This window comes from Rhizobium herbae, assembly GCF_017873135.1.
Taxonomy (GTDB): domain Bacteria; phylum Pseudomonadota; class Alphaproteobacteria; order Rhizobiales; family Rhizobiaceae; genus Pararhizobium; species Pararhizobium herbae.
Window position 1 is genome coordinate 90485 of the sequence record NZ_JAGGJV010000003.1, and the last position, 23646, is coordinate 114130.

23 protein-coding genes are annotated in these 23646 nt (G+C 60.7%); 12 read left to right on the top strand and 11 right to left on the bottom strand.

Going from position 1 to position 23646, the window contains the following annotated elements:
* Position 1 precedes the first annotated feature (1 nt).
* The gene (locus J2Z75_RS09225; protein WP_209850920.1) at positions 2 to 1144 is read right to left on the bottom strand and encodes an iron-containing alcohol dehydrogenase; all 1143 of its coding nucleotides are present in this window, start codon (positions 1142 to 1144) and stop codon (positions 2 to 4) included.
* A gap of 113 nt (positions 1145 to 1257) precedes the next feature.
* Between J2Z75_RS09225 and J2Z75_RS09230 the strand changes: the two genes are divergently transcribed.
* From J2Z75_RS09230 to J2Z75_RS09245, 4 genes are all read left to right on the top strand, one after another.
* Positions 1258 to 2166, top strand: coding sequence for a LysR substrate-binding domain-containing protein (locus J2Z75_RS09230; RefSeq protein ID WP_209850922.1), 909 nt, complete (start codon positions 1258 to 1260; stop codon positions 2164 to 2166).
* A 138-nt stretch (positions 2167 to 2304) separates the two neighbouring features.
* Positions 2305 to 2493 (top strand): hypothetical protein, encoded by a 189-nt coding sequence (locus J2Z75_RS09235; RefSeq protein ID WP_209850925.1) that lies wholly within the window; start codon positions 2305 to 2307, stop codon positions 2491 to 2493.
* A 76-nt stretch (positions 2494 to 2569) separates the two neighbouring features.
* Positions 2570 to 3448: a DUF6030 family protein gene (locus J2Z75_RS09240; protein WP_209850928.1), complete on the top strand. Its 879-nt coding sequence runs from the start codon at positions 2570 to 2572 to the stop codon at positions 3446 to 3448.
* A 484-nt stretch (positions 3449 to 3932) separates the two neighbouring features.
* Positions 3933 to 4640 carry a sugar transferase gene (locus J2Z75_RS09245; RefSeq protein WP_234937259.1) on the top strand — a complete coding sequence of 236 codons (708 nt, stop codon included), beginning with the start codon at positions 3933 to 3935 and terminating at the stop codon, positions 4638 to 4640.
* Positions 4641 to 4832: 192 nt separating this feature from the next.
* Here J2Z75_RS09245 and J2Z75_RS09250 read toward each other — a convergent pair whose 3' ends face one another.
* The 9 genes from J2Z75_RS09250 to J2Z75_RS09290 all read right to left on the bottom strand — a co-directional run bounded on the left by J2Z75_RS09250 (position 4833) and on the right by J2Z75_RS09290 (position 13534).
* Positions 4833 to 6551: an ABC transporter substrate-binding protein gene (locus J2Z75_RS09250; protein ID WP_209850931.1), complete on the bottom strand. Its 1719-nt coding sequence runs from the start codon at positions 6549 to 6551 to the stop codon at positions 4833 to 4835.
* Positions 6552 to 6625: 74 nt separating this feature from the next.
* A complete protein-coding gene (locus J2Z75_RS09255) occupies positions 6626 to 7045 on the bottom strand; it encodes a DUF2160 domain-containing protein (protein ID WP_209850934.1) in 420 nt (139 codons plus the stop codon).
* Entirely contained in the window at positions 7045 to 7869 is an 825-nt protein-coding gene (locus J2Z75_RS09260; RefSeq protein WP_209850937.1) for a carbohydrate ABC transporter permease, read from the bottom strand. Before J2Z75_RS09260 ends, J2Z75_RS09255 begins: the two co-directional genes overlap by 1 nt.
* A gap of 21 nt (positions 7870 to 7890) precedes the next feature.
* Positions 7891 to 8757 carry a carbohydrate ABC transporter permease gene (locus tag J2Z75_RS09265; protein WP_209850939.1) on the bottom strand — a complete coding sequence of 289 codons (867 nt, stop codon included), beginning with the start codon at positions 8755 to 8757 and terminating at the stop codon, positions 7891 to 7893.
* A 2-nt stretch (positions 8758 to 8759) separates the two neighbouring features.
* The gene (locus J2Z75_RS09270) at positions 8760 to 9848 is read right to left on the bottom strand and encodes an ABC transporter ATP-binding protein (protein WP_209850941.1); all 1089 of its coding nucleotides are present in this window, start codon (positions 9846 to 9848) and stop codon (positions 8760 to 8762) included.
* 10 nt (positions 9849 to 9858) lie between these two features.
* Positions 9859 to 10941 (bottom strand): ABC transporter ATP-binding protein, encoded by a 1083-nt coding sequence (locus J2Z75_RS09275; protein ID WP_209850943.1) that lies wholly within the window; start codon positions 10939 to 10941, stop codon positions 9859 to 9861.
* A 51-nt stretch (positions 10942 to 10992) separates the two neighbouring features.
* Positions 10993 to 12534, bottom strand: coding sequence for a glycerol-3-phosphate dehydrogenase (gene glpD / locus J2Z75_RS09280; protein ID WP_209850945.1), 1542 nt, complete (start codon positions 12532 to 12534; stop codon positions 10993 to 10995).
* 105 nt (positions 12535 to 12639) lie between these two features.
* A complete protein-coding gene (locus J2Z75_RS09285) occupies positions 12640 to 13404 on the bottom strand; it encodes a DeoR/GlpR family DNA-binding transcription regulator (RefSeq protein WP_209850948.1) in 765 nt (254 codons plus the stop codon).
* Positions 13370 to 13534 carry a hypothetical protein gene (locus J2Z75_RS09290; RefSeq protein WP_209850952.1) on the bottom strand — a complete coding sequence of 55 codons (165 nt, stop codon included), beginning with the start codon at positions 13532 to 13534 and terminating at the stop codon, positions 13370 to 13372. Before J2Z75_RS09290 ends, J2Z75_RS09285 begins: the two co-directional genes overlap by 35 nt.
* 36 nt (positions 13535 to 13570) lie before the next feature.
* On the opposite strand from J2Z75_RS09290, the gene J2Z75_RS09295 reads away from it, so the two are divergent.
* The 8 genes from J2Z75_RS09295 to J2Z75_RS09330 all read left to right on the top strand — a co-directional run bounded on the left by J2Z75_RS09295 (position 13571) and on the right by J2Z75_RS09330 (position 22931).
* On the top strand, positions 13571 to 14341 hold the full coding sequence (locus J2Z75_RS09295) for an SDR family NAD(P)-dependent oxidoreductase (RefSeq protein WP_209850954.1): 771 nt from the start codon (positions 13571 to 13573) through the stop codon (positions 14339 to 14341).
* A gap of 34 nt (positions 14342 to 14375) precedes the next feature.
* The gene (locus J2Z75_RS09300; RefSeq protein WP_209850957.1) at positions 14376 to 15269 is read left to right on the top strand and encodes a LysR family transcriptional regulator; all 894 of its coding nucleotides are present in this window, start codon (positions 14376 to 14378) and stop codon (positions 15267 to 15269) included.
* A 267-nt stretch (positions 15270 to 15536) separates the two neighbouring features.
* Positions 15537 to 15956, top strand: coding sequence for a formate dehydrogenase subunit gamma (locus J2Z75_RS09305; protein ID WP_407692757.1), 420 nt, complete (start codon positions 15537 to 15539; stop codon positions 15954 to 15956).
* Positions 15953 to 17509, top strand: coding sequence for a formate dehydrogenase beta subunit (locus J2Z75_RS09310; protein WP_209850962.1), 1557 nt, complete (start codon positions 15953 to 15955; stop codon positions 17507 to 17509). The genes J2Z75_RS09305 and J2Z75_RS09310 overlap by 4 nt, the downstream gene beginning before the upstream one ends.
* A gap of 222 nt (positions 17510 to 17731) precedes the next feature.
* Positions 17732 to 20611 carry a formate dehydrogenase subunit alpha gene (fdhF, locus tag J2Z75_RS09315; protein WP_209850965.1) on the top strand — a complete coding sequence of 960 codons (2880 nt, stop codon included), beginning with the start codon at positions 17732 to 17734 and terminating at the stop codon, positions 20609 to 20611.
* A 294-nt stretch (positions 20612 to 20905) separates the two neighbouring features.
* A complete protein-coding gene (fdhD, locus tag J2Z75_RS09320; protein WP_209850968.1) occupies positions 20906 to 21733 on the top strand; it encodes a formate dehydrogenase accessory sulfurtransferase FdhD in 828 nt (275 codons plus the stop codon).
* Positions 21723 to 22019, top strand: a complete 297-nt coding sequence (locus J2Z75_RS09325; protein ID WP_209850971.1) for a formate dehydrogenase subunit delta — start codon at positions 21723 to 21725, stop codon at positions 22017 to 22019. Before fdhD ends, J2Z75_RS09325 begins: the two co-directional genes overlap by 11 nt.
* 201 nt (positions 22020 to 22220) lie before the next feature.
* Positions 22221 to 22931, top strand: a complete 711-nt coding sequence (locus J2Z75_RS09330) for a pentapeptide repeat-containing protein (RefSeq protein WP_209850974.1) — start codon at positions 22221 to 22223, stop codon at positions 22929 to 22931.
* 35 nt (positions 22932 to 22966) lie between these two features.
* Here J2Z75_RS09330 and J2Z75_RS09335 read toward each other — a convergent pair whose 3' ends face one another.
* The gene (locus J2Z75_RS09335) at positions 22967 to 23539 is read right to left on the bottom strand and encodes a cupin domain-containing protein (RefSeq protein WP_209850977.1); all 573 of its coding nucleotides are present in this window, start codon (positions 23537 to 23539) and stop codon (positions 22967 to 22969) included.
* Between the last annotated feature and the right edge of the window lie 107 nt (positions 23540 to 23646).

The window sequence follows — 23646 nt, forward strand, 5'->3', positions numbered from 1 at the left end:
ATCAGGCTGCCTTCGGAAGGGACATGATGGAGGCGGCGAAACGGGCAATGTCCGCGTCGCTGATGTCGCGGATGGTCGAGCGGCGCATCGGCTGATTTTCCGGCGCCTTCATCTCAGTGGCGAGCATTTGTGCATCGATAGCCGCAAAGGCCTTCGGCAGGGCTCGAACGATACCGCAGCGATCCATCAGGCCGGAGACGAACGCCGGAAGTTCAGCCGCATCGACGAGACCGCAGGCTTTCGCGGCGGCATGGAGATCGGCGGTATCGGCCTCGACCAGCCAGGCAAGCGTCGCCTCGAAACCGAGCGCGGTGGCAAGCCCGTGATGCACGGGCGCAAGACCCGCCATGGCATGGCTGATATTGTGGGCGACGGCGGTGCCGCAATTGTCGATGGCGATGCCGGCGTAGCAGGAGCCGAGCAGCACCTTGCCGCGTGCCGCCATATTATCCGGTTCCTTGACCGCCGTTTCCAGCGCGCCGGTCAGGAGGCGCAAGGCTTCATGGGCATAGAACTTGCCGCCGGCATGGGCGTTGCGATTGGTGGCGGCCTCGAACGCATGGATGAAAGCATCCATACCGCACCAGGCGGTCAGGTTCGCCGGCAGCGTCGCCGTCAGCACCGGATCGAGCAGGACGAGATCGGCCTTGGTTTCCGCACCCCAGATCCACAGTTTCTTGCCCTCGGGACCGGCGAAAATGTTGGTGGCCGATGTCTCTGACCCGGTTCCCGCCGTCGTCGGCACCATGATCTTCTTCAACGGGTTCTTCGGCAGTGGATTGGCGGCCAGAGCATAATGCATGGCATCCTCGCCGGAGGCGGCGCAGCAGGCAGCGATCTTGGCGATATCCAGCGCCGACCCGCCGCCGATGCCGATGACCACCTCCGCACCCGTGACGACTTCGGTCGCGTGCCGCACATGGGCGATCTTCGGCTCGCCGGCGAAATCGGAGAACACACGCGCTTCGATGCCTTCGGCCTGCATCTGGGCGACAATTCTGCCAGCCAGCCCCGATTGCGCCAGGAAACCGTCGATGACGATGGCTGCCGTGTGAGCGCCAAATGCCTTGGCGGCGGAACCGATGGTTTCATGGAGGTTTTCGCCGAAACGGATTTCAGGAACGAAGGAGATGGAGAACGGCACGGGTTAATCCTGCGATGCGGGTTTGATGCTGCTTCCACCGTGCATCACAATCTGATATTTTCAAAGACGGGCATTTTTCAGCCATTTTGATAATCTGAAGTCATGGAGATGGCATGCTGGACCATATTCCGCTGGAGGCGTTCCGGGTGTTCGACGCCGCCTGCCGGCAGATGAACTTTTCACGGGCCGGGCGGGAATTGAATATTACCCAGGCCGCCGTCAGCCGCCGCATCAAGGGGCTGGAGGATCATCTGGGTGCTGCTCTGTTCATCCGGCGCGGCAAGAACCTGGAATTGACGCCGCAGGGCGAGCGGCTGTTCCAGCGGGTGCGCGCCACGCTGGAATATCTGGAGGAAAGCCTGGAGCCGTTCCGTCCCGGCACCGGCGGAACGATCGCAATTGCGGCCAGCGGCTCCGTATCGCATCTCTGGCTCGGAAGGCGTTTAAGGGATTTCGGCAAGGAGAACCCGGCCATCTCGCTACGGCTCTTGACCTCCGACACGCCGTCGGACCTCGCCTCGGAGAACAACGATCTGGTCATTCTCTATTCCACCGGCGAGCATCCGCGCTGGAACCTCACCCTGTTGATGCCGGAGCTGCTGGCACCGGTCGCCTCGCCGGACTATCTCGCAAGCCGCGGGCTCGACGGCGGCCAGCTGTCGGCCGACGATATCGCCGGTCTCGACCTGATCGACTATGAGCGCTTCAACGCCCACTGGATCTCGTTCCGCCAATGGTTCGGCCGGCTCTCAAGCCCGCCGCGAATGAGGTTGCAGAACCCGCGGTTTTCCTTCTCCACCTACATCATGGCGATCGACGCGGCACTGCGCGGCGACGGTATCGCGCTCGGCAGCCTGGGGCTGATCGACGAGCAGATTGCCGATGGGCGGCTGGTGCGGGTGGGAGCGGAATGCCTGGCGACCGGCTACGGCTACTATCTCGGCCTGCCGAAATACAAGACGGTGTCACCGGAGGCGATGCAGCTGCATATGCGTTTGCTTGAACCAAGAGCTGTATCCTGACATCTCCCGGACCGATTGTGCGTCACAATCGAATCATGCGAGGCTGCTGCCAGTCTTTGCCGTGGTGCTTCGTCAGCCACATAAAAGTTGCGTGTATCCCGAGTCTGTCTTCCTCCCGCACATTTCGGGTCCTGCACAATGGCATTCTTTCTTTCATTTTATACCTTGATATCTCTGTTTTTTCTCGACAATACCTATCGCGAGGGTGAGGCTGCGGGCAGCAGCTGGGATGGAATGCGCGTTCTCGGACTGGTTTTGTGCCTGATATGGCCGCTGCTCCTCGTTTACGTGATCGTCTCGGCCTACAGGAGCCGGCAGACCGGTTGACAGACGTCCACAATCCCGCCCGGAAAATGCGCCAGGATGGGCTTGGCACAGACGGGAAGCGCCGGATGGCCAAAGCATGAAAGAGGAGCGGAAAAGCCGGTCTGGAAAGGTTTTCTTTCTCGTCGCTGTCGGCTTGGTCTTTGCCGGCATCCTGGCGACCGTGCTGTTTGCCAACAACCACCGCAACCTTGATCTTCTGTTCGCTTATCTCGGTTATCCCGACCTGCTGGCAAAGTTTGAGCCCGCGCCGAAACAGGTCAAGATCACCCAAAGCAGGGGCGTTCGCCTGCCGCCGGCGCGCATGGTGCTGCCGGTCTATGCCTTCACCGATTTCAAGGCGCCGCAGCAGCATTTCATCCGGCTGATCCAGAGCGACCCGCGAACCTTGTGCGAACAGCTGAAAAGCGGCGGCTTCGGTGATCTCGACTGGACGGTCAGCAGCGCCACCAAGGACAATTGGGAATGTTCTTCCTCCGTCGATCTCCCGGCCAGAAGTTCCGAGGAGCCGGCTCAATCCTCTCTTTTCATCTTCATCAAAGGCGACGGTGAAAACCGCGTCACCTCCTTTCGCGTCAAGCTGAACATCGAAAACGCGGCCGATGCCATCAAGATCGCCGACCTTGCCGGGAGTGCCGCGAATATCTTCCTGCGCCAGGTTCGCTGGGGAAACCCGGACGAGATCATCGGCAAGATCCATGCGCTGGAGGCTTTCGACATCCGCAATTTCGGCAGCCGGATCCAGTTCAAGAGAGAGTTCGGCGAGACGCCGCGCTACAACTTCCTTGCCAACCAAATCGACAAGCCTGGCAATAAAACGCCGGGGGACCTGTTCTTCGACCGCGGAAAATGGTTTCCGCTGACAGGCAGCGACGGCCTGCCGATGATTGACGGGATGATGGCAGGCGAAAGTTCCGAAGGATTGACGCTGACTGCTCCGGAAAATACGGCGCAGTGAGCGAATTCATCCAGTCATAAAAATTTCAAACAGGCACAGCGCGCGCCGTGGCATTGCAACGGCAATGCAGCAAAACAATGCCGCTTTGCGGCAAGAGCTTGAACGGAAACCGTAATCAACCCAAAAATGATCCATTTCGGAGCGCCGCAAATTAACCACACATGCGAAGATTGCATCTGGGATGACTTGTCAAAGTCGATCATATTTAATAAATGATTAAAAAATGCAAATTGCTTTTGCAGACAAATAATTTTTAGGGTCGACAACATTCCACGGGCATACCGGACATAAGAACCTTGTCGAACTGGCAAGGAACCAATTTATTTTGAGAATAGAAAATCGACCGGCTTCTTCGGACAAATACAATTTGCAGCAAAGGCCAACCCGAGGCTCGTGCTGTCTGTCAAGAGTGCCAGGAGTATTTAAAGCCATGACAGAAAAAATGATGTTGCAACAATCGGCGGCTATCGGAGTGGAGGATAGCATGTTGAGCAGGACTATTTCTGGAGGGTATACCGTTCAGGGCAAGGAACGGCGCGCAGACGAAAGCAATTTCTACATCAATCCGGCCAGTGCACCGAACCTGCCCGTTCAACTGGCGCTCAAACGCGCGATCGATATCGTCGGCTCATTTTTCGGCCTTCTCGTTCTCTCGCCAGTCATTCTTTTCATTGCCCTACTCATCAAACTGGAAAGCAAAGGCCCGGTTTTCTTCAGGCAATTGCGGACAGGTCTCAATGAGGCTCCGTTCGAGATCCTGAAATTCCGTTCCATGTATACCGACCTCTGCGACTTGAGCGGCGTGCGCCAGACGGTCGACAATGACCCGCGCATTACGCCGCTCGGACGTGTTCTGCGCAAGACCAATCTCGACGAACTGCCGCAACTGTGGAACGTTCTTATCGGCGACATGTCGCTGGTTGGACCGCGTCCGCATGTTCCCGACATGCTGGCTGCCGGACGCAGCTATTCCGAACTGGTGCAGGGTTACGAGTATCGGCACCTGATGCGGCCAGGTCTCACCGGTCTCGCCCAGGCCCGCGGCCTGCGCGGCCCAACGGGACATCGCTGGATGGCAATCCGCCGGATCGTCTGCGACGTGGAATATGTCCGGAATTTCTCGCTGTTTCTGGACATGAAGATCATGATCCGGACGGTGATCAACGAGTTGAAGGGCGGCACCGGTCTCTAAGAGGCTTCAAACCGGACCCGGCGGGTGATCCCAAGCGCCCGCTGTCCAAGGCATTGACCCAATGAAAAGCCACCCGGAGATCGTCTCTCCGGGTGGCTTTTTCGTTTCCGAGCTTAACGGGACCGAGGCCAGTGCCGGACTTGGTCCAGGCATATCCGGCGCCGCGATGTCATGCGGCGCCGGGGTGTTTTCTTACTGCCAGCTCTTGACCAGTTCGTCGTAGTTGACGGTCTGCGGCTTTTCTTTTTCGTTCTCGATCTTCAACTGCGGCGCAAGATTGCCCTTCGAGACGGCATCCTTGTTCCAGAAGTCGAGATCATGCTCTTCGGCGAGCTTCGGGCCGATATCGCCCTGGATGCCGGAGCGCTCGATGCGTCCCATCACCTTTTCCTGCTCGGCGCACAGCGAGTCCATGGCTTCCTGAGCGGTTTTCGCGCCCGAGGATGCGTCGCCGATCGCCTGCCACCAGAGCTGTGCCAGCTTCGGATAGTCCGGAACGTTGGTACCGGTCGGCGACCACTGGATACGGGCCGGCGAACGATAGAACTCGACGAGACCGCCAAGATCCTTGGCGCGGTCCGTGAAGCTCTTGTCCTGGATCGTCGATTCGCGGGCGAAGGTCAGGCCAACCTGGCTCTTCTTCACGTCCACTGTCTTCGATGTCACGAACTGCGCATAGAGCCATGCGGCCTTGGCGCGGTCTTCAGGGGTAGATTTCATCAGCGTCCAGGAACCCACGTCCTGGTAACCGAGCTTCATGCCGTCCTTCCAGTAGACGCCGTGCGGGGACGGGGCCATGCGCCATTTCGGCGTACCGTCCTCGTTGACAACAGGCAGGCCAGGCTTGACCGAGTCGGCTGTAAACGCGGTGTACCAGAAGATCTGCTGGGCGACGTTGCCTTGTGCCGGAACCGGACCAGCTTCACCGAAGGTCATGCCCTGCGCTTCCGGCGGTGCATAGGCCTTCAACCAGTCGAGATACTTCTGGATCGAGTAAACAGCAGCCGGGCCGTTGGTGTCACCACCGCGGGCAACGCAGGAGCCGACCGGACGCGAATTCTCGTCGACCTTGATACCCCATTCGTCAACCGGAAGACCGTTCGGGATGCCCTTGTCGCCGTTGCCGGCCATCGAAAGCCAGGCGTCGGTGAAGCGCCAGCCGAGCGACGGATCCTTCTTGCCGTAGTCCATGTGACCATAGACCTTCTTGCCGTCGATTTCGCGACCGGTGAAGAATTCGGCAATGTCCTCATAAGCCGACCAGTTGACGGGAACGCCGAGGTCGTAGCCGTACTTCGCCTTGAAGTCGGCCTTGTTCTTCTCGTCGTTGAACCAGTCATACCGGAACCAGTAGAGGTTGGCGAACTGCTGGTCGGGAAGCTGGTAGAGCTTCTTGTCCGGCGCGGTGGTGAACGACGTGCCGATGAAGTCGGCAATGTCGAGGCCGGGGTTGGTGACGTCCTTGCCTTCGTTGGCCATCCAGTCGGTCAGGTTGCGAACCTGCTGGTAGCGCCAATGGGTGCCGATGAGGTCAGAGTCATTGACATAGGCGTCGTAGATGTTCTCGCCGGTCTGCATCTGGGTCTGCAGCTTTTCAACCACGTCGCCTTCGCCGATCAGGTCGTGGGTGACCTTGATGCCCGTGATCGCGGCAAATGCCGCGGCAAGCGTCTTGGACTCGTATTCATGCGTCGTCAGCGTTTCGGAAGCGACCTTGATTTCCATGCCGGCAAAGGGTTTTGCCGCATCGATGAACCATTGCATTTCGGCTTCCTGAGCGGCGCGATCCAGCGTCGATACGGTGCCGATTTCCTTATCCAGGAACGTCTTGGCCTCGTCCATGCCCGCGAATGCGGACCCGGTAAAGGCCAGCAGCATAACTGCTGTCGATGTCAATAAGTGCCGTCGCATAGTAGTCCTCCCTTAAAGGTTTGCGATTGCAGTTTCGGACTGCCTCCCCGGCAATCCGTTTCAGTAATCTTGCCTCAGACCAGCTTGAAGACGCCGACGGCGTACACGATGGAAAGCGCAAGAGCCCACCACACGTTGGGACCGACAAGTCCCAGCCATGCGAGATGAATGAAGGCGCTGCCGAGCAGCGAGACGAAGAGACGGTCGCCGCGCGTCGTCTCGAAGCGCAGGATGCCGACACGCGGGCTGCCGCCGGGCCGCGCGTATTCCCAGACCGCCATCAGCGACAGAAGCGCGAAAATGGTGAGGAAGAACATCGCGCCCGGGAAAGACCAGGCCATCCACCCGCCGCGTACCAGCGGAGCGAACCAGTCGCGCTGGCCATCCTTGATCGGCAGCGCCATGACGAGCAGCCCTGCGACGACGGCATAGACGACGAGAACGGCGGCCAGCGCCAGTGGCCAGCGGTTGGTTCGTTGAGACAAAGTGGCCATTAGACCCTCCCCAGGGCGAAGCCCTTGGCGATATAGTTGCGGACGAAATAGATGACGATCGCGCCCGGAATGATGGTGAGCACACCTGCGGCGGCAAGAACGCCCCAGTCCATGCCCGATGCCGAGACCGTGCGCGTCATGATGGCGGCGATCGGCTTGGCATCGGTCGTCGTCAGCGTCCGGGCGATCAGGAGTTCGACCCAGGAGAACATGAAGTTGAAGAACGCGGCGACCCCGATGCCCGATGCGATCAGCGGAATGTAGATGCGCAGGAAGAAGCGCGGGAAGGAATAACCGTCGATATAGGCGGTTTCATCGATCTCCTTGGGTACGCCGGACATAAAGCCTTCGAGGATCCAGACCGCCAGCGGCACGTTGAACAGGCAGTGCGCCAGGGCAACGGCGATATGCGTATCGATCAGGCCGAAAGCCGAATAGAGCTGGAAGAACGGCAGCGCGAAAACGGCCGGCGGCGCCATGCGGTTGGTGAGCAGCCAGAAGAACAGGTGCTTGTCGCCGAGGAACCGGTAGCGCGAAAAGGCATAGGCCGCCGGCAGCGCCACCGAGACGGAGATAACCGTATTCATCACCACATAGATGATCGAGTTGATATAGCCCTTGTACCAGGACGGATCTGTGAAGATCACGGCATAGTTCCTGAGCGTCGGCGAATGCGGATAGAGCGAGAAGGCGCCGGTGATCTCGGTGTTGGTCTTGAAGCTCATGTTGACGAGCCAGTAGATCGGCAAGAGCAGGAAGATGATGTAGATCGTGGGCACGAGCCATGAAAGGCTGCGGCCGGAAGTCTGTGTCGCGGTGGTCATTGTTTTTCCTCCCTCCGGCCGTCAGCTCTGCGCATCGCTGTTGGTCATCACGGTGTAGAAGATCCATGAGAGCAACAGAATGATCAGGAAGTAGATGAGCGAAAGTGCTGCTGCCGGACCGAGGTCGAACTGGCCGATGGCCGTCTTGACGAGATCGATCGACAGGAATGTGGTGGCGTTTCCGGGACCGCCGCCGGTGACGACGAAGGGCTCGGTATAGATCATGAAACTGTCCATGAAGCGCAGCAGGAAGGCGATCAGGAGCACGCGCTTCATCTTCGGCAGCTGGATGTAGCGGAACACGGCCCAGCGCGAGGCGCCGTCGATCTTGGCTGCCTGATAATAGGCATCCGGGATCGACACGAGGCCGGCATAGCAGAGCAGAACGACGAGGCTCGTCCAGTGCCAGATGTCCATGACGATCAGGGTGACCCAGGCATCGAAGACATTGTTGACGTAGTTATAGGGCACGCCGATCGCATCGAGCGTATAGCCGAGCAACCCGATATCGACGCGACCGAACACCTGCCAGATCGTACCGACCACGTTCCACGGGATGAGCAGCGGCAGCGACATCAGGACGAGGCAGACGGGAACGCCCAGCCCCTTCTTCGGCATGTTGAGCGCGATCAGGATGCCGAGCGGGATCTCGATCGCCAGGATGATGCCGGAGAAGATCAGGTTGCGGGTGAGCGCGTCCCAGAAACGGTCGGACTGCAGCACCTGGATGAACCAGTCGGTGCCCGCCCAGAAGAACTCGTTGTTGCCGAAGGTGTCCTGAACCGAATAGTTGACCACCGTCATCAGTGGGATGACCGCCGAGAAGGCGACCAGCACCAGCACCGGCAGGACCATGAACCAGGCCTTGTTGTTCCAGGTCTTTTCCATGATCAGGCCTCCCCCCCTACCAGCGAAGTATCTGGCACGCGCCAGGAATCGGCGTAGATATTGATGGCGGCCGGATCGAAGGTGACCTTCGGTTCCGCCGGAATCTCGCCGTCCTCATGCACGACGATGGCGATCGGCCGGTTGGCGAAGGACGCGCGAACGATCTTCTGGCGGCCGATATCCTCGACCTTGGAGATCGTCACCGGCATGCCCTCGCGGCCAAGCCGGATGAATTCCGGGCGGATGCCGAGTTCGGTCTTGGCCCCGGCGGAAAATTTCGGCGCAAAGGACAGCGCGATCTTCTGGCCATCGAGATCGACGGACGATCCATCGATCTTTGCCGGCAGCACGTTCATGCCCGGCGAGCCGATGAAATAACCGACGAACGTATGCTTCGGCTTTTCGAAAAGCTCGGCCGGCGTGCCGATCTGGACGATCTCGCCGTCATACATGACGACGACCTTGTCGGCGAAGGTCAGCGCCTCGGTCTGGTCATGGGTGACGTAGACCATGGTGAAGCCGAACTGCTTGTGCAGCCGCTTCAGCTGCGAGCGCAGGACCCATTTCATATGCGGGTCGATGACTGTCAGCGGCTCGTCGAACAGGATGGCGCTGACATCGGAGCGGACAAGACCGCGGCCGAGCGAGATCTTCTGCTTCTGGTCGGCGGTCAGCCCCTGTGCCTTTTTCCTGGCGCGGTCGGAAAGGCCGATCATTTCAAGGATTTCGGTGACGCGGCGATCGACTTCCGTTTCCGGAACATGACGGTTGCGCAACGGGAAGGCCAGATTGTCGTAGACGGTCATGGTGTCGTAGATGACCGGAAACTGGAACACCTGGGCGATGTTGCGGTCCTGCGTCGACAGGTTGGTGACGTCCTTGCCGTCGAACAGGATCTTGCCTTCGGACGGCTGCAGCAGGCCGGAAATGATATTGAGCAGCGTGGTCTTGCCGCAGCCGGATGGACCGAGCAGCGCATAGGCGCCGCCGTCGTTCCATTCGTGATGCACTTCCTTCAGCGAATAGTCCGAAGGCTTCTTCGGGTTCGGGCCGTAGGCGTGGCGGATATGATCGAGATTGATGCGTGCCATGGTTTTCTCCTCACGCTCCCCGAACGGCAGAGCCGCCGATCGCACGTCCATCCGGCCCGAAGGCCATCAGGTGGCGCGTATCGACGAAAAGCTCGATCGCCGTATCCGGCTCGATGTCGTGGATGCCATGCTCGAGCATGACCCAGCGCGATCCGGCGCAATCGACATGCATGAAGCTCTCTGAGCCGGCAATTTCGGAAATGATGATCCGCGCCTTCAGCGTCGCCGCCGTTTCATGTGGGCGGGTCAGCGACAGATGGTGCGGATGGAAGGCGATCGTGTAGGAGCCATCGGCAATAGCGGAAAGATGCGAAGGCACCGGCAGAACGGTGATGCCGTCGCGCTCGAAACCATTGCCCGACTTCACCAGATCGATGGTGTTGAGCGGCGGATCGGCGAAGGTCTTCGCCGTGACGATATCGGACGGCTTGCGGTAGACTGCAATCGTCGAACCGAACTGGCTGATGCGCCCCTGATGCATTGTCGCGGTATTGCCGCCAAGCAACAAGGCTTCGCCCGGCTCCGTCGTCGCATAGACGAAGATCGAGCCTGCGGCTGCAAACAACTTCGGCAACTCTTCGCGCAACTCTTCGCGCAGCTTGTAATCGAGGTTGGCGAGGGGCTCGTCGAGCAGCACCAGGCTGGCATTCTTGACGATGGCGCGGGCAAGCGCGGTGCGCTGCTGCTGGCCGCCGGACAGGTTGAGCGGCGTGCGCTCCAGATAGGGCGTCAGCTTCATCAACTCGGCCGCCTTGCGGACCTCGCGATCGATCGTCGCCGTATCCTTGCCGGAAATGCGCATCGGCGAGGCAATGTTCTCGTAGACGGTCATCGCCGGATAGTTGATGAACTGCTGGTAGACCATGGCGACGGAGCGATCCTGCACGCGCACACCGGTCACGTCCTTGCCGTCAAAGGTGATGGTGCCGGTCGTCGGCTTGTCGAGGCCTGCCATCAGCCGCATCAGCGATGTCTTGCCGGACAGCGTCGGCCCCAGCAGCACATTGAGCGAACCCCGCTCCAGCACAAGATCGGTCGGGTGGATATGCGTATCCGCCCCCACGACCTTGGTTATGTTTTTCAGTTCGAGCATTCGGTCGTCTTCCTCCCAGACACCGGCAGACTTAAAGGATCGGCATTGCCATCAGGCAGCGCTGCGAACCGTCTCCCGCATGTATTCCTCCAACCCGGCGGCTTCCGCCTGGGTCAATTTCAATCCCAGCTTGGTCCGGCGCCAGAGAACATCCTCGGCATGCCGCGCCCATTCCTGGCTAATCAGCCACTGCACCTCGACCGCATAGAGATCGGCGCCGAAATGCCGCCCCAGATCTTCCGCCTTGCTGGCGTTTCCAAGCAGGCTTGCTGCCAGCGTGCCATAAAGCCGGACCAGGCGGCGCGCGTGGCGCTCGGCCAGGAACGGATAGCGGCTCTTGAGCTTCAATACTTCGGCGTCATAGCCGGTCGCCGGAAAATCACCGCCCGGCAGCACGCTCTTCGCCGTCCACGGATTGCCCTTGGCACCGATCGCACCAGCGATCTTTTCGAGCGCATGCTCGCCAAGCCGGCGATAGGTCGTCAGCTTGCCGCCAAAGACATTGAGCAGCGGCGCCTCGCCGTTATCGCCGTCAATCTTCAAAACATAATCGCGCGTCGCTTCCTGCGCCTTCGAGGCGCCGTCATCGAACAGCGGCCGTACGCCGGAATAGGTCCAGACGACATCGGCCGGCTTGACAGCCTCAGAAAAATACTCGCTCGCCGCATTGCAGAGATAGTCGATCTCGCCCTCGGTGATCTGGATGGTCTTCGGATCGCCGGTGAAATCGTTGTCGGTCGTGCCGATCAGGGTGAAATCAGTCTCGTAGGGGATCGCGAAGATGATGCGGTTGTCCGGATTCTGGAAGAAATAGGCGCGCTGATCGTCGAACTTCTTCTTCACGACGATGTGGCTGCCCTGGACCAGCCGGACATTGTGGACATTGTTCTTGCGGACGGCATTCGACAGCACGACATCGACCCACGGGCCGGCGGCATTGACCAGCATGCGCGCCCGGAATGTGCTGACGGCACCGGTCGCGCCATCCTCGACATTGATGACCCACAGATTGCCGTCGCGCTGCGCCGAGATGACCCGGCTGCGGGTCATGATGCGCGCACCCTTGAGGGCGGCGTCCTTCGCGTTGAGAACGACGAGACGGGCGTCATCGACCCAGCCGTCGGAATATTCGAAAGCCTTGGTGAACAGCGCCTTCAGCGGCTTGGCAGCAGGATCGCGGCGCATGTCGAGCGTGCGGGTCGCCGGCAGCAGTTTGCGGCCACCGATATGATCGTAGAGAAAGAGACCGAGGCGGATGAGCCAGGCCGGGCGGATGCCGCCTTTATGGAACGGCAGGACGAACCGCATCGGCCAGATGATATGCGGGGCCATGGCCCAGAGCACTTCGCGCTCCATCAGTGATTCACGCACCAGCCTGAACTCGTAATGTTCAAGATAGCGCAGTCCGCCATGAATGAGCTTGGTGGCGCGCGAGGAAGTGCCGGAAGCGAAATCGTCCATTTCGGCCAGCGCAACCGAGTATCCACGGCCAACGGCATCCCTTGCGATGCCGCATCCATTGATGCCGCCACCGATCACGAAAATGTCGAGTACGTCCTGCGCAGGCACTGCTTCCCCTCCCACATTTCGCATTGCACAATTTTGAGCGCATGCGAAAGCAAAATCAGTTAAAGCGAAAATCTTACGAATGTCAAACGAATGTTCGTGGAAAATCCATTGCCGATAAAATCAGCGATTTCAGCGCGAGGTTTCGATCAAACGAACATCCTGTTCCTGGCAGATGTTCCGCACGTTTTCGACGGGACAGGTATCGGTGATGAAGGTGTGGACCTGGGTTATATGGCCGATCCGGACCGGCGCCGTGCGTTCGAACTTGGTCGAATCGGACACGAGGATAACGTGGCGGGCATTGGCGATGATCGCCTGCGCCACTTTCACTTCGCGATAATCGAAATCAAGCAGCGCGCCGTCATGATCGATCGCCGACGCGCCGATCACGGCATAATCCACCTTGAACTGGCGAATGAAATCGACCGCCGCCTCGCCGACGATGCCGCCATCGGCACCGCGCACGACGCCACCGGCAATCACCACTTCGATCGAGGGAAAAACCCGCAAGCGATTGGCAACGTTGATATTATTGGTGATGACCATCAGTTCCGTATGATCAAGCAGCGCCTCGCCGACGGCTTCGGTGGTGGTGCCTATATTGATGAAAAGCGAGGAATTGTTGGGGATCATCGCGGCGGCCGCCTGGCCGATCGCCTGCTTCTCGAGGGCCGCGATCGAGCGCCGTGCCTCGTATTTCACGTTCTCGTTGCCGCGCGGAAAAATCGCACCGCCATGAATGCGCGTCAGCACACGGCCGTCGCAGAGGTCGTTCAGGTCCTTGCGGATGGTTTGCGGGGTGACTGAAAAGCGCGCGGCGAGTTCATCGACGAGAACCCTGCCTTCCGTCTTGGCAAGCTCAAGGATTTCCGACTGGCGTCCCGTCAGATACATGGATATTCCCCTCCCCGTCGTTTTCGTTTTCTTTCATAATATGCAAAAACGAAAGCAGCGCAATTTCATAAACGCGGCGGGCGCTCGAAAATGAACCTGCACCGACCTGCTGCGTTGCAATTCCGGTCATGATGCGACAGCCTGTCCGTCGCGGGAGGTATTCAAGATGTTTCATCCATCGCTGTTCAAGGGCATGAACGTCGTCGTCACCGGCGCCGGGCGCGGCATCGGGCTGGAAGTGGCACGACAGTTTCTCGATTGCGGCGCCATCGTCTATCTGCACGGCGGCCGCATGGCGCGCGAACCGCTGCCGGATTTTCTCGACGCAGCGCTGACGGACGGCCGCGCCTTTCTCTCCTATGCCGATTTTTCGACAGGCGGCGGGATCGAATTGTTGGCCACCGGCATTGCGTCCCGCTTTCAGGCGATCGACGTACTGGTCAACAATGCCGGTACGATGGTCGGCCGGTTTCTCGCCGGCGAACTGACGGACCAGCAATATGAGACGGTCGTACAATTGAACCAGACCGCCGTGGTGCAGACCACCCGCGCTTTGCTGCCGCTTCTGCGGCGCGGCACGCATCCGGCCATCGTCAACACCGTGTCGATCTCGGCGCTGACCGGCGGCAGTGCCGGATCGGCGATCTATTCGGCGACCAAGGCCTTCGTCTCCACCTATTCCAAGGCGCTTGCCCGCGAACTGGCGCCCGAGGGCATCCGGGTCAATTGCGTCTCGCCGGGCACGATCACCACCGATTTCCACGAGCGCTATTCCTCGGCCGAGAAGCTGGAGGCCACCCGCAAGACGATCCCCTTGCAGCGGCTCGGTACCGCGGAGGATTGCGCGCCGGCCTATTTGTTCCTCGCCGCCAACGCACTGTCGGGTTACATCACCGGTCAGGTGTTGGAAGTGAACGGCGGACAGTTGATCTGCTGATGGCGGGCAACATGGCATTCGGGAGGGGCGGCGGTTGATCGACAAGCTGGAATTCTTCATCGCGCTCGCCCAGGAGCGGCATTTCGGCCGCGCCGCAGATCTCTGCGGCATCACCCAGCCGACGCTGTCGGCCGCGATCAAGCAGCTGGAAGAGCAACTCGGCGTCATGCTGGTCAATCGTGGCTCGCGCTATCAGAGCCTGACGCCGGAAGGCCAGCGGGTGCTGGAATGGGCCCGCCGGATCGTCGGTGATTCCCGCACCATGCACGAGGAGATGCGCGCAGCCCGGCGCGGGCTTGTCGGCCATATCCGGCTGGCGGCGGTACCCACCACCCTTGCCATGGTGCCGCGCATCACCGGCCCCTTTCAGGAAAAGCATCCGGAGGTGACCTTTTCCGTCCTTTCCACCACATCGCTGAAAATCCTCGGTCTTCTGGAAAATCTCGAGATCGACGCGGGGCTCACCTATCTGGAGAACGAACCGCTTGGACGGGTCACCAGCGTGCCGTTGCAGGTAGAACGCTATCACCTGGTGACGGCGGCAGGCACGGAGCTGGCGGATCGCGAAACCGTGACATGGAAGGAGGTTGGCGGCATTCGGCTTTGTCTATTGACCGCCGATATGCAGAACCGGCGCATCATCAACCAGCATTTCACGGAGGCCGGCGTGACGGTGTCGCCGACGCTCGAATCCAACTCGATGATCGTCCTGTTTTCCCATGTGCGCACCGGCCACTGGGCCAGCATCATGCCTTACAACGTCGCGAAATCGTTCGGGTTTCACGACGAAATCCGGCTCATACCGATCGTCGAACCGGACGCCCGGCATACGGTCGGGCTGGTCGCGACGCATCGCGAACCGTTCACCCCGCTTGTCTCTGCCCTGTTGCATGAAGCGCGCATTCTGGCCGACGCTCAAGCGCTTTGATAGAAAACATCTATCGCTTAACGGAACAGGCCTATTGACCGGCTAGCTGGCTGCTGACACCCTGCCTGTGCGTGGACTGCGAAAGCCGCGATCTCTTGCCTTTCAAGGCAGGGATCTGAATAAAACGATGTTCTGGAGGGCTTCGTTTTATTCAATGGGATCGCAGACCGCGACCGATTGTTCGTTTCAGTTCGGGAGGTCTGAACGTTGAACCTGCATCTATCAAGCCGCGATATCGATAGCCGGACGCTGAATATCGTCAGCGAGATGAAGTCGCTCGAAGGGCCGCTTCTGCCGATCCTGCATGAGATCCAGGCAGAGTTCGGCTATGTGCCGCAGGAAGCCCTGCCGATCATCGCCCGCGAACTCAACCTGTCGCGCGCCGAAGTCCACGGTGTCGTCACCTTCTATCACGATTATCGCGACCATCCGGCAGGCCGCCACGTGCTGAAGCTCTGTCGCGCCGAGGCCTGCCAGTCGATGGGCGGCGACGCGCTGGCCGAGCGTGTGAAGCTCCTGCTCGGTATAGATTTCCACCAGACGACGCTCGATGGGGCGGTGACGCTGGAACCCGTCTATTGTCTCGGGCTCTGTTCCACCGCACCCGCCGCGATGCTTGACGGCGAGGTGCACGGGCGGCTCGATGCGGATGCGGTGCGTGATCTCGTTGCGGAGGTGCGCGCATGACCGTCAAGATTTTCGTTCCCAGGGATGCAGCGGCATTGGCGCTCGGTGCCGAACGGGTCGCCAAGGCACTCGCCCGTGAAGTCGAGACGCGCGGGCTGGATGTCACGCTCGTGCGCAACGGCTCGCGCGGCCTGCACTGGCTGGAGCCGATGATCGAGGTCGAGACGGCACAGGGCCGGATCGCCTATGGCCCGGTGAAAGCCTCCGATATAGCGTCCCTGCTCGACGCCGGCCTCGCCACCGGCGGCAATCACGCCCTCTGTCTCGGGAAGACCGAGGAACTGCCGTTCCTGAAAAACCAGACGCGCCTGACCTTTGCCCGCTGCGGCATCGTCGATCCTTTGTCGCTTGCCGACTACCGGGCGCATGACGGGCTGAAGGGCCTGGAAAGAGCCGTGACCCTGTCACCGGCCGATATCGTCACCCACGTGACCGACAGCGGTCTTCGCGGCCGCGGCGGCGCGGGCTTCCCGACCGGCATCAAGTGGAAGACGGTTCTCGACACTCCCGGCGACCGCAAATACATCGTCTGCAATGCCGACGAAGGCGATTCAGGCACCTTCGCCGACCGCATGATCATGGAAGGCGACCCCTTCGTGCTGATCGAGGGCATGGCGATATCAGGCATCGCGACCGGCGCGACCAAGGGCTTCGTCTATATCCGCTCGGAATATCCCCACGCCATCGCAACGATGACGCAAGCTGTCGAGATCGCCCACAAGGCTGGCGTGCTGGGCAGCTCGGTGCTCGGCTCGGGCAAGGCTTTCGACATCGAAATCCGCACCGGCGCCGGCGCCTATGTCTGCGGCGAGGAAACAGCGCTGCTCAACAGCCTTGAAGGCAAGCGCGGCATCGTCCGCGCCAAGCCGCCGCTGCCCGCCCACAAGGGCCTGTTCGGCTGTCCGACCGTGATCAACAACGTCATCTCGCTCGCCTCGGTGCCCATCATCATGGACAAGGGGCCGGTGTTCTACAAGGATTTCGGCATGGGCCGCTCGCGCGGCACCATCCCGATCCAGATCGCCGGCAACGTCAAATATGGCGGACTCTACGAAGCAGCCTTCGGCCTGACGCTCGGCCAGATCGTCGACGAGATCGGCGGCGGCACCGCAACCGGACGGCCGGTCAAGGCCGTGCAGGTCGGCGGGCCGCTCGGCGCCTATTTCCCGCGCGCCCTATTCGATACGCCGTTCGACTACGAAGCCTTCGCAGCGAAAGACGGCCTGATCGGCCATGCCGGCATCACCGTCTTCGATGACACCGCCGACATGCTGAAGCAGGCCCGCTTCGCCATGGAATTCTGCGCCATTGAAAGCTGCGGCAAATGCACCCCCTGCCGCATCGGCTCCACCCGCGGCGTCGAAACCGCCGACAAGATCGCGCAAGGCATCGAGCCGGAAAAGAACCTCGCTTTGCTCGCCGACCTCTGCAACACGATGAAATTCGGCTCGCTCTGCGCACTCGGCGGTTTCACGCCCTATCCCGTCACCAGTGCGATGAACCATTTTCCGGACGATTTTCGGCCGGTGCCTTTGGTGGAGGCGGCGGAATGAGAGTTCGTCGCTTTACCCCCCTCTGTCACTTCGTGACATCTCCCCCTCAAGGGGGGAGATCGATCCTTTCCCATTCTTCTTTTCGTGGAAGCAGGCTTGGCTTTGAAATTCGAAGCTTGCCGCTTGTGATCTCCCCCCTTGAGGGGGAGATGCCCGACAGGGCAGAGGGGGGTAAAGCCTCCGCGAACTCATATCTGACGACATCCTCACAGGAGGCCCTCCATGCCCCTCGTCTCTGAAATCGACTTCGGCACCCCCGCCTCCCGCGCGGAAAAGATGGTGACGCTGACCATCGACGGCAACGAGATCACCGTGCCCGAGGGCACATCGATCATGCGGGCCTCGATGGAGGCCGGCATCAAGGTGCCGAAACTCTGCGCCACCGACATGGTCGATGCGTTCGGCTCCTGCCGCCTCTGTCTCGTGGAGATCGAGGGACGCAACGGCACGCCGGCCTCCTGCACCACGCCTGTCGCGCCTGGCATCACGGTGCATACCCAGACGAGCCGGCTGAAGGATATCCGCAAGGGCGTGATGGAGCTCTACATCTCCGACCACCCGCTCGACTGCCTGACCTGCGCGGCCAATGGCGATTGCGAATTGCAGGACATGGCGGGCGCCGTCGGCCTGCGCGACGTGCGCTACGGCTATGAAGGCGACAACCACGTCAAGTCCCGCAACAATGGCGACATCAACGCCAAGTGGATGCCGAAGGACGAATCCAATCCCTATTTCACCTATGACCCATCGAAATGCATCGTCTGTTCGCGCTGCGTGCGGGCCTGCGAGGAGGTTCAGGGCACGTTTGCGCTGACCATCGAAGGCCGTGGTTTCGGCAGCCGCGTTTCGCCCGGCATGCACGAGAATTTCCTGGAATCGGAATGCGTTTCCTGCGGCGCCTGCGTGCAGGCCTGCCCGACCGCGACGCTGACCGAAAAATCCGTCATTGCCATCGGCCAGCCGGAACATTCCGTCGTCACCACCTGCGCCTATTGCGGCGTTGGCTGCTCGTTCAAGGCCGAAATGCGCGGCGAGGAGCTGGTGCGCATGGTGCCCTGGAAGGACGGTCAGGCCAATCGCGGCCATTCCTGCGTCAAGGGGCGTTTTGCCTACGGCTATTCGACCCACAAGGAACGCATCCTCAACCCGATGATCCGCGAAAAGATCACCGATCCCTGGCGCGAAGTCAGCTGGGAAGAGGCGTTGGCTCATACGGCGGCCGAATTCCGCCGTATCCAGTATCAGTACGGCCGTGAATCGGTCGGCGGCATCACCTCGTCGCGCTGCACCAACGAGGAAACCTATCTCGTCCAGAAGCTGATCCGCGCCGGCTTCGGCAACAACAATGTCGATACCTGCGCCCGCGTCTGCCACTCGCCGACCGGCTACGGCCTCGGTGCCACCTTCGGCACATCGGCCGGTACGCAGAATTTCGATTCGGTCGAGCAGACCGACGTCGTCATCATCATCGGCGCCAACCCGACCGACGGCCATCCGGTCTTTGCCTCACGCCTGAAGAAGCGCCTGCGCCAGGGCGCCAAGCTGATCGTCGTCGATCCGCGCCGCACAGATATCGTCTCATCGCCGCACATCAAGGCATCGCATCACCTGCCGCTGCGTCCCGGCACCAATGTCGCCGTGGTCACGTCGCTGGCCCATGTCATCGTCACGGAAGGTCTCTACGACGAAAAATTCATCCGCGAGCGCTGCGACTGGTCGGAGTTCGAGGACTGGGCGGCTTTCGTCTCAGAGGAGCATCACAGCCCCGAGGCCGTCGAAAAGCTCTCCGGCGTTCCGGCCGAGGAAATCCGCGGTGCCGCCCGCCTGTTTGCCACCGGCGGCAACGGCTCGATCTATTACGGCCTCGGCGTTACCGAACACAGCCAGGGCTCGACGACGGTCATCGCCATCGCCAACCTCGCCATGGTCACCGGCAATATCGGCCGACCCGGCGTCGGCGTGAACCCGTTGCGCGGCCAGAACAACGTCCAGGGCGCTTGCGACATGGGCTCCTTCCCGCACGAGCTACCCGGTTATCGCCACGTCTCCGACGATGCGACGCGCGAGACCTTCGAGAAGCTCTGGGGTGTGACGATCTCCAACGAACCAGGCCTGCGCATCCCCAACATGCTGGACGCCGCCGTCGATGGCTCGTTCAAGGGCATCTACATCCAGGGCGAGGACATCCTCCAGTCCGATCCGGACACCAAGCATGTGCAGGCCGGCCTTGCCGCGATGGAATGCGTCGTCGTGCAGGACCTGTTCCTCAACGAGACCGCCAACTACGCCCATGTCTTCCTGCCGGGCTCGACCTTCCTCGAAAAGGACGGCACCTTCACCAATGCCGAACGCCGTATCAACCGCGTCCGCAAGGTGATGACGCCGCGCAACGGCTATGCCGACTGGGAAGTGACGCAGAAGCTGGCGCAAGCCATGGGGCTCGACTGGAACTACAGCCATCCGTCTGAGATCATGGACGAGATCGCCGCGACGACGCCGAGCTTTGCCATGGTGTCCTACGACTATCTGGAAAAGATAGGCTCAGTGCAGTGGCCCTGCAACGAGAAGGCCCCGCTTGGCTCGCCGATCATGCATATCGACGGCTTCGTGCGCGGCAAGGGCAAGTTCATCCGCACCGAATATGTGGCGACCGACGAAAAGACCGGTCCTCGCTTCCCGCTGCTGCTGACCACAGGCCGCATTCTCAGCCAGTACAATGTCGGCGCCCAGACGCGACGCACCGACAATGTCGTCTGGCACGAGGAAGACCGGCTGGAAATCCACCCGAACGACGCCGAGATGCGCGGCGTGCGCGACGGCGATTGGGTGAAGCTGCAAAGCCGCTCCGGCGATACGACGCTGCGGGCGCTGATTACCGAACGTGTGGCACCCGGCGTCGTCTACACCACCTTCCACCATCCGACGACGCAGGCCAACGTCATCACCACCGATTTCTCCGACTGGGCAACCAACTGTCCGGAATATAAGGTGACGGCCGTGCAGATATCGCCGTCGAACGGCCCGTCGCAGTGGCAGGTGGACTACGACGAACAGGCCCGCCACTCGCGCCGCATCGCCGGCAAGCTGGAGGCCGCGGAGTAAGGTTGGAATGATGCGTTTGTGGCAAATACCCCCCTCTGTCCCGTCGGGACATCTCCCCCGCAAGGGGGGAGATCGGTTGGGGCGTGCGCTGCGAGTTCCCTCTTCTCCCCTGCGGGGAGAAGGTGCCCGAAGGGCGGATGAGGGGGGAGCGCGGCACATTCCGTATGCACGGTTGACCGCAGTATTGCTTCCAAGACATCTTTCCGCCGGGGCCCGCCACAAAATGGCTTTGCCCCTCTCATCCGGCGCTGCGCGCCACCTTCTCCCCGGTGGGGAGAAGAGGGAGCCCGTGGCATGACCCCATTCAAACTCACCCAAACCGTCCCAGAGACCGCCCACCGCAACGGCACACTCTCCATCGGCTCCCGCGTGGTCCCCGAAGAAACGCCGATCGCCTTTTCCTATGGCGGCTCCACCCATGCGGTGATGATGGCGACGCCCGGCGATTTCGAGGATTTTGCTGTCGGCTTCAGCCTGACGGAAGGGATCATCACCAAATCGTCCGAGATTGAATCGATCGAGGCGGTCGCCGACGAAAAGGGCATTGACCTGCAGATCGTCCTCAAGGACGCGCAGAACGACGCGCTCACCGCCCGCCGTCGCCATATGGCAGGTCCGGTCGGCTGCGGCCTCTGCGGCATCGAATCGATCGAGCAGGCCGTGCGCAGGACGCCCTCGGTCACCACTTCGCCGCTGCGGCTGACACAACAGCAGATCGTCGAGGCCGTCGCCCTGCTCAACGGCCAGCAGCCGCTGCATTTCGAAACACGCGCTGTGCATGGCGCCGGCTTCTATGTCCCCGGCAAGGGGCTGATTGCCGTGCGCGAGGATGTCGGCCGGCACAATGCGCTGGACAAGCTTGTCGGCGCGGCAGCGCGGGCCGGATATGCCGGATCAACCGGCGCCGTCGTCGTCACCAGCCGCGTTTCCGTCGAGATGGTACAGAAAACCGCCATCATCGGCAGCCCCTTCATCATTGCCATATCGGCGCCGACGGCGCTGGCCATCCGCACGGCGGACGAGGCCGGCATGACGCTGATTGCGCTGGTGCGCGGCGCCGATTTCGAGATTTTCACCCATTCCGACCGCATTCAATCCGGAGCCATCGCCGATGTCGCTTGATAACACCAATGGTAAACTCGTGCGGATGGCCAACCAGATCGCCACCTTCTTCAAGTCGCAGCCCGAAGCCGAGCGCGTCCAGGGCGTGGCAACCCATATCAACAAGTTCTGGGAGCCGCGCATGCGCAAGGCGTTCTTCGAACTCATCGAGCAAGGCGACGCCGGCTTCGACCCGATCGTGATATCAGCCGCCGATATCATCAAGCGTCCCGGCAGCCCGTCGCAACCTTCCGGCGCATCCGAACACGTCGATCCGGCCATGCTGGAGGCCGGCTTCAGCGATTGATCCGCGTCGATAGTCACGTCTGCGTTGAAGCAGATCAGCATGTACGATATGCAGCGATACCGAAAAAGATGGGCCGGTTCCGGTCCCTGCGCTCAGCAGCTTATGGCCTTTGGGCTTCCACGGTACCAGTGTGATCGGCAGTGGTCAGCGAGGTACGTGGTCTTTCGACTGTTCCCTCGATGACGAAGAAGGAACATCGACATGGCGACTTCCCCGGACATATCCCCGATTTCACCGGCCAATACAATTGAGAACCGCGAGCTTGATCGCACAAGCATCCAAGCCCTCTCGAAAAGCGGGTTCGCGCACAAGCTCATAGGCTGCGTCCTCGAGGACGTCGATCTTTCGCGCCTCGTGCTGGACGGCTGGGTCTTCGAGGCCTGCAACGTCAAGCAAGCCAATTTCACCGGCGCAAAACTGAGCTCCAGCGTCTGGTCCGGCTGCAAGGGCGGACTTGCCGACTTTACCGGCTGTGATCTTTCCGAGAGCAGGCTTGAGGACTGCGACTTCAACAACAGCAGCTTCAGGGGCACGACGCTCACCGGCGCGCTGTTCGAGCGGTGCAAGCTGACGGGCGCAAATCTTTCGGAGGCGAAGACGTTGAACCTGTCTTTCAACGAAACGCGACTGGCCGACGCCCGGTTGCCCGGTCTGTCGTTTCGGAAATCACGGCTGAACGGCCTCGACTTTCAGATGGCGGACCTGAAAAAATGCGATTTCCGCGACGCCGTGTTTCAGGACTGCAGTCTGCGCGACGCCAATCTGGTCGATTGCCGGTTCGAAGGCGCCGATCTGCGCGGCGCCGACCTCGGCGGCATCCGCCTGTTGAATGCCAAGCAATTCAAGGGCGCAACCATTTCACGGGATCAGGCGGGGCAGTTGCTTGCAGAGCTGGGGCTGAAGGTTCGGTAGATACCAAGCTACGGTTTTCGACCCGACCGTGCCACTTAGTGCCGCTTTCGTGGTTTCACGGAAAGTCTGTAGCCTCTCAAGAATGCGACAGGCGCCAGGCAGGCGAAGAGCAGTTTCTGAAACCAGACAGGAATGCCATCCCCGTAAGCATGACCATAGAATGCATGCAGAGCCTGCGCCCGCAGGACCAATGAAGGCTCCCCGTTGTCGTCGTACCAGTCAGGATGGTTGGCCGTACCGAGCGACATGTTCAGGAATAGCCGCATGAAATTGTGAGCCGGCGAAAAGCGGGCTGTAAACAGCGTCTCCCCGTCATGACCGTTGCGAAACAGATGGGGGATGCCGCGCGGGACCAGCAGCCTGTCACCTGGTTCGAGAACATGCCATTGTCCATCCATCATGACCCTGAGAATGCCGCTCCGGACGTGAAACTCCTCGTCGGAATTGGGATGGAAGTGCTGTCGGCCAGTTCCTCTCAGCATGCCCCCGCGCTCCAGAAGGACGTCGAGCTCAAACGTCTCGGCATCCTCGTCAAGATGGGTGAAGATGAACGTCTCACCGTTGAAGGCGTTGCGAATGCGTGTTCCCGGAGGCGGAAGTTTCTCCATGACATGCCCTCCCCATGCCAATACCGCAGCAGGCCACGGCAAGGTGGGCTACGGATCGATTGTGCCTTAGTCAGCCGACGATGGGTAGCAATTTCGATTTTTGCACC

Coding starts and splice junctions, on each gene's coding strand:
- J2Z75_RS09260 (WP_209850937.1), bottom strand. CDS start 7,869: ATGACCACCGCGACACAGACTTCCGGCCGCAGCCTTTCATGGCTCGTG.
- J2Z75_RS09310 (WP_209850962.1), top strand. CDS start 15,953: ATGACCGTCAAGATTTTCGTTCCCAGGGATGCAGCGGCATTGGCGCTC.
- J2Z75_RS09240 (WP_209850928.1), top strand. CDS start 2,570: ATGAAAGAGGAGCGGAAAAGCCGGTCTGGAAAGGTTTTCTTTCTCGTC.
- J2Z75_RS09305 (WP_407692757.1), top strand. CDS start 15,537: ATGAAGTCGCTCGAAGGGCCGCTTCTGCCGATCCTGCATGAGATCCAG.
- J2Z75_RS09330 (WP_209850974.1), top strand. CDS start 22,221: ATGGCGACTTCCCCGGACATATCCCCGATTTCACCGGCCAATACAATT.
- J2Z75_RS09335 (WP_209850977.1), bottom strand. CDS start 23,539: ATGGAGAAACTTCCGCCTCCGGGAACACGCATTCGCAACGCCTTCAAC.
- J2Z75_RS09255 (WP_209850934.1), bottom strand. CDS start 7,045: ATGGCCACTTTGTCTCAACGAACCAACCGCTGGCCACTGGCGCTGGCC.
- J2Z75_RS09285 (WP_209850948.1), bottom strand. CDS start 13,404: ATGTATCTGACGGGACGCCAGTCGGAAATCCTTGAGCTTGCCAAGACG.
- J2Z75_RS09295 (WP_209850954.1), top strand. CDS start 13,571: ATGTTTCATCCATCGCTGTTCAAGGGCATGAACGTCGTCGTCACCGGC.
- J2Z75_RS09270 (WP_209850941.1), bottom strand. CDS start 9,848: ATGGCACGCATCAATCTCGATCATATCCGCCACGCCTACGGCCCGAAC.
- J2Z75_RS09325 (WP_209850971.1), top strand. CDS start 21,723: ATGTCGCTTGATAACACCAATGGTAAACTCGTGCGGATGGCCAACCAG.
- J2Z75_RS09230 (WP_209850922.1), top strand. CDS start 1,258: ATGCTGGACCATATTCCGCTGGAGGCGTTCCGGGTGTTCGACGCCGCC.
- fdhD (WP_209850968.1), top strand. CDS start 20,906: ATGACCCCATTCAAACTCACCCAAACCGTCCCAGAGACCGCCCACCGC.
- J2Z75_RS09275 (WP_209850943.1), bottom strand. CDS start 10,941: ATGCTCGAACTGAAAAACATAACCAAGGTCGTGGGGGCGGATACGCAT.
- glpD (WP_209850945.1), bottom strand. CDS start 12,534: ATGCGAAATGTGGGAGGGGAAGCAGTGCCTGCGCAGGACGTACTCGAC.
- J2Z75_RS09265 (WP_209850939.1), bottom strand. CDS start 8,757: ATGGAAAAGACCTGGAACAACAAGGCCTGGTTCATGGTCCTGCCGGTG.
- J2Z75_RS09290 (WP_209850952.1), bottom strand. CDS start 13,534: ATGACCGGAATTGCAACGCAGCAGGTCGGTGCAGGTTCATTTTCGAGC.
- J2Z75_RS09245 (WP_234937259.1), top strand. CDS start 3,933: ATGTTGAGCAGGACTATTTCTGGAGGGTATACCGTTCAGGGCAAGGAA.
- J2Z75_RS09235 (WP_209850925.1), top strand. CDS start 2,305: ATGGCATTCTTTCTTTCATTTTATACCTTGATATCTCTGTTTTTTCTC.
- J2Z75_RS09250 (WP_209850931.1), bottom strand. CDS start 6,551: ATGCGACGGCACTTATTGACATCGACAGCAGTTATGCTGCTGGCCTTT.
- fdhF (WP_209850965.1), top strand. CDS start 17,732: ATGCCCCTCGTCTCTGAAATCGACTTCGGCACCCCCGCCTCCCGCGCG.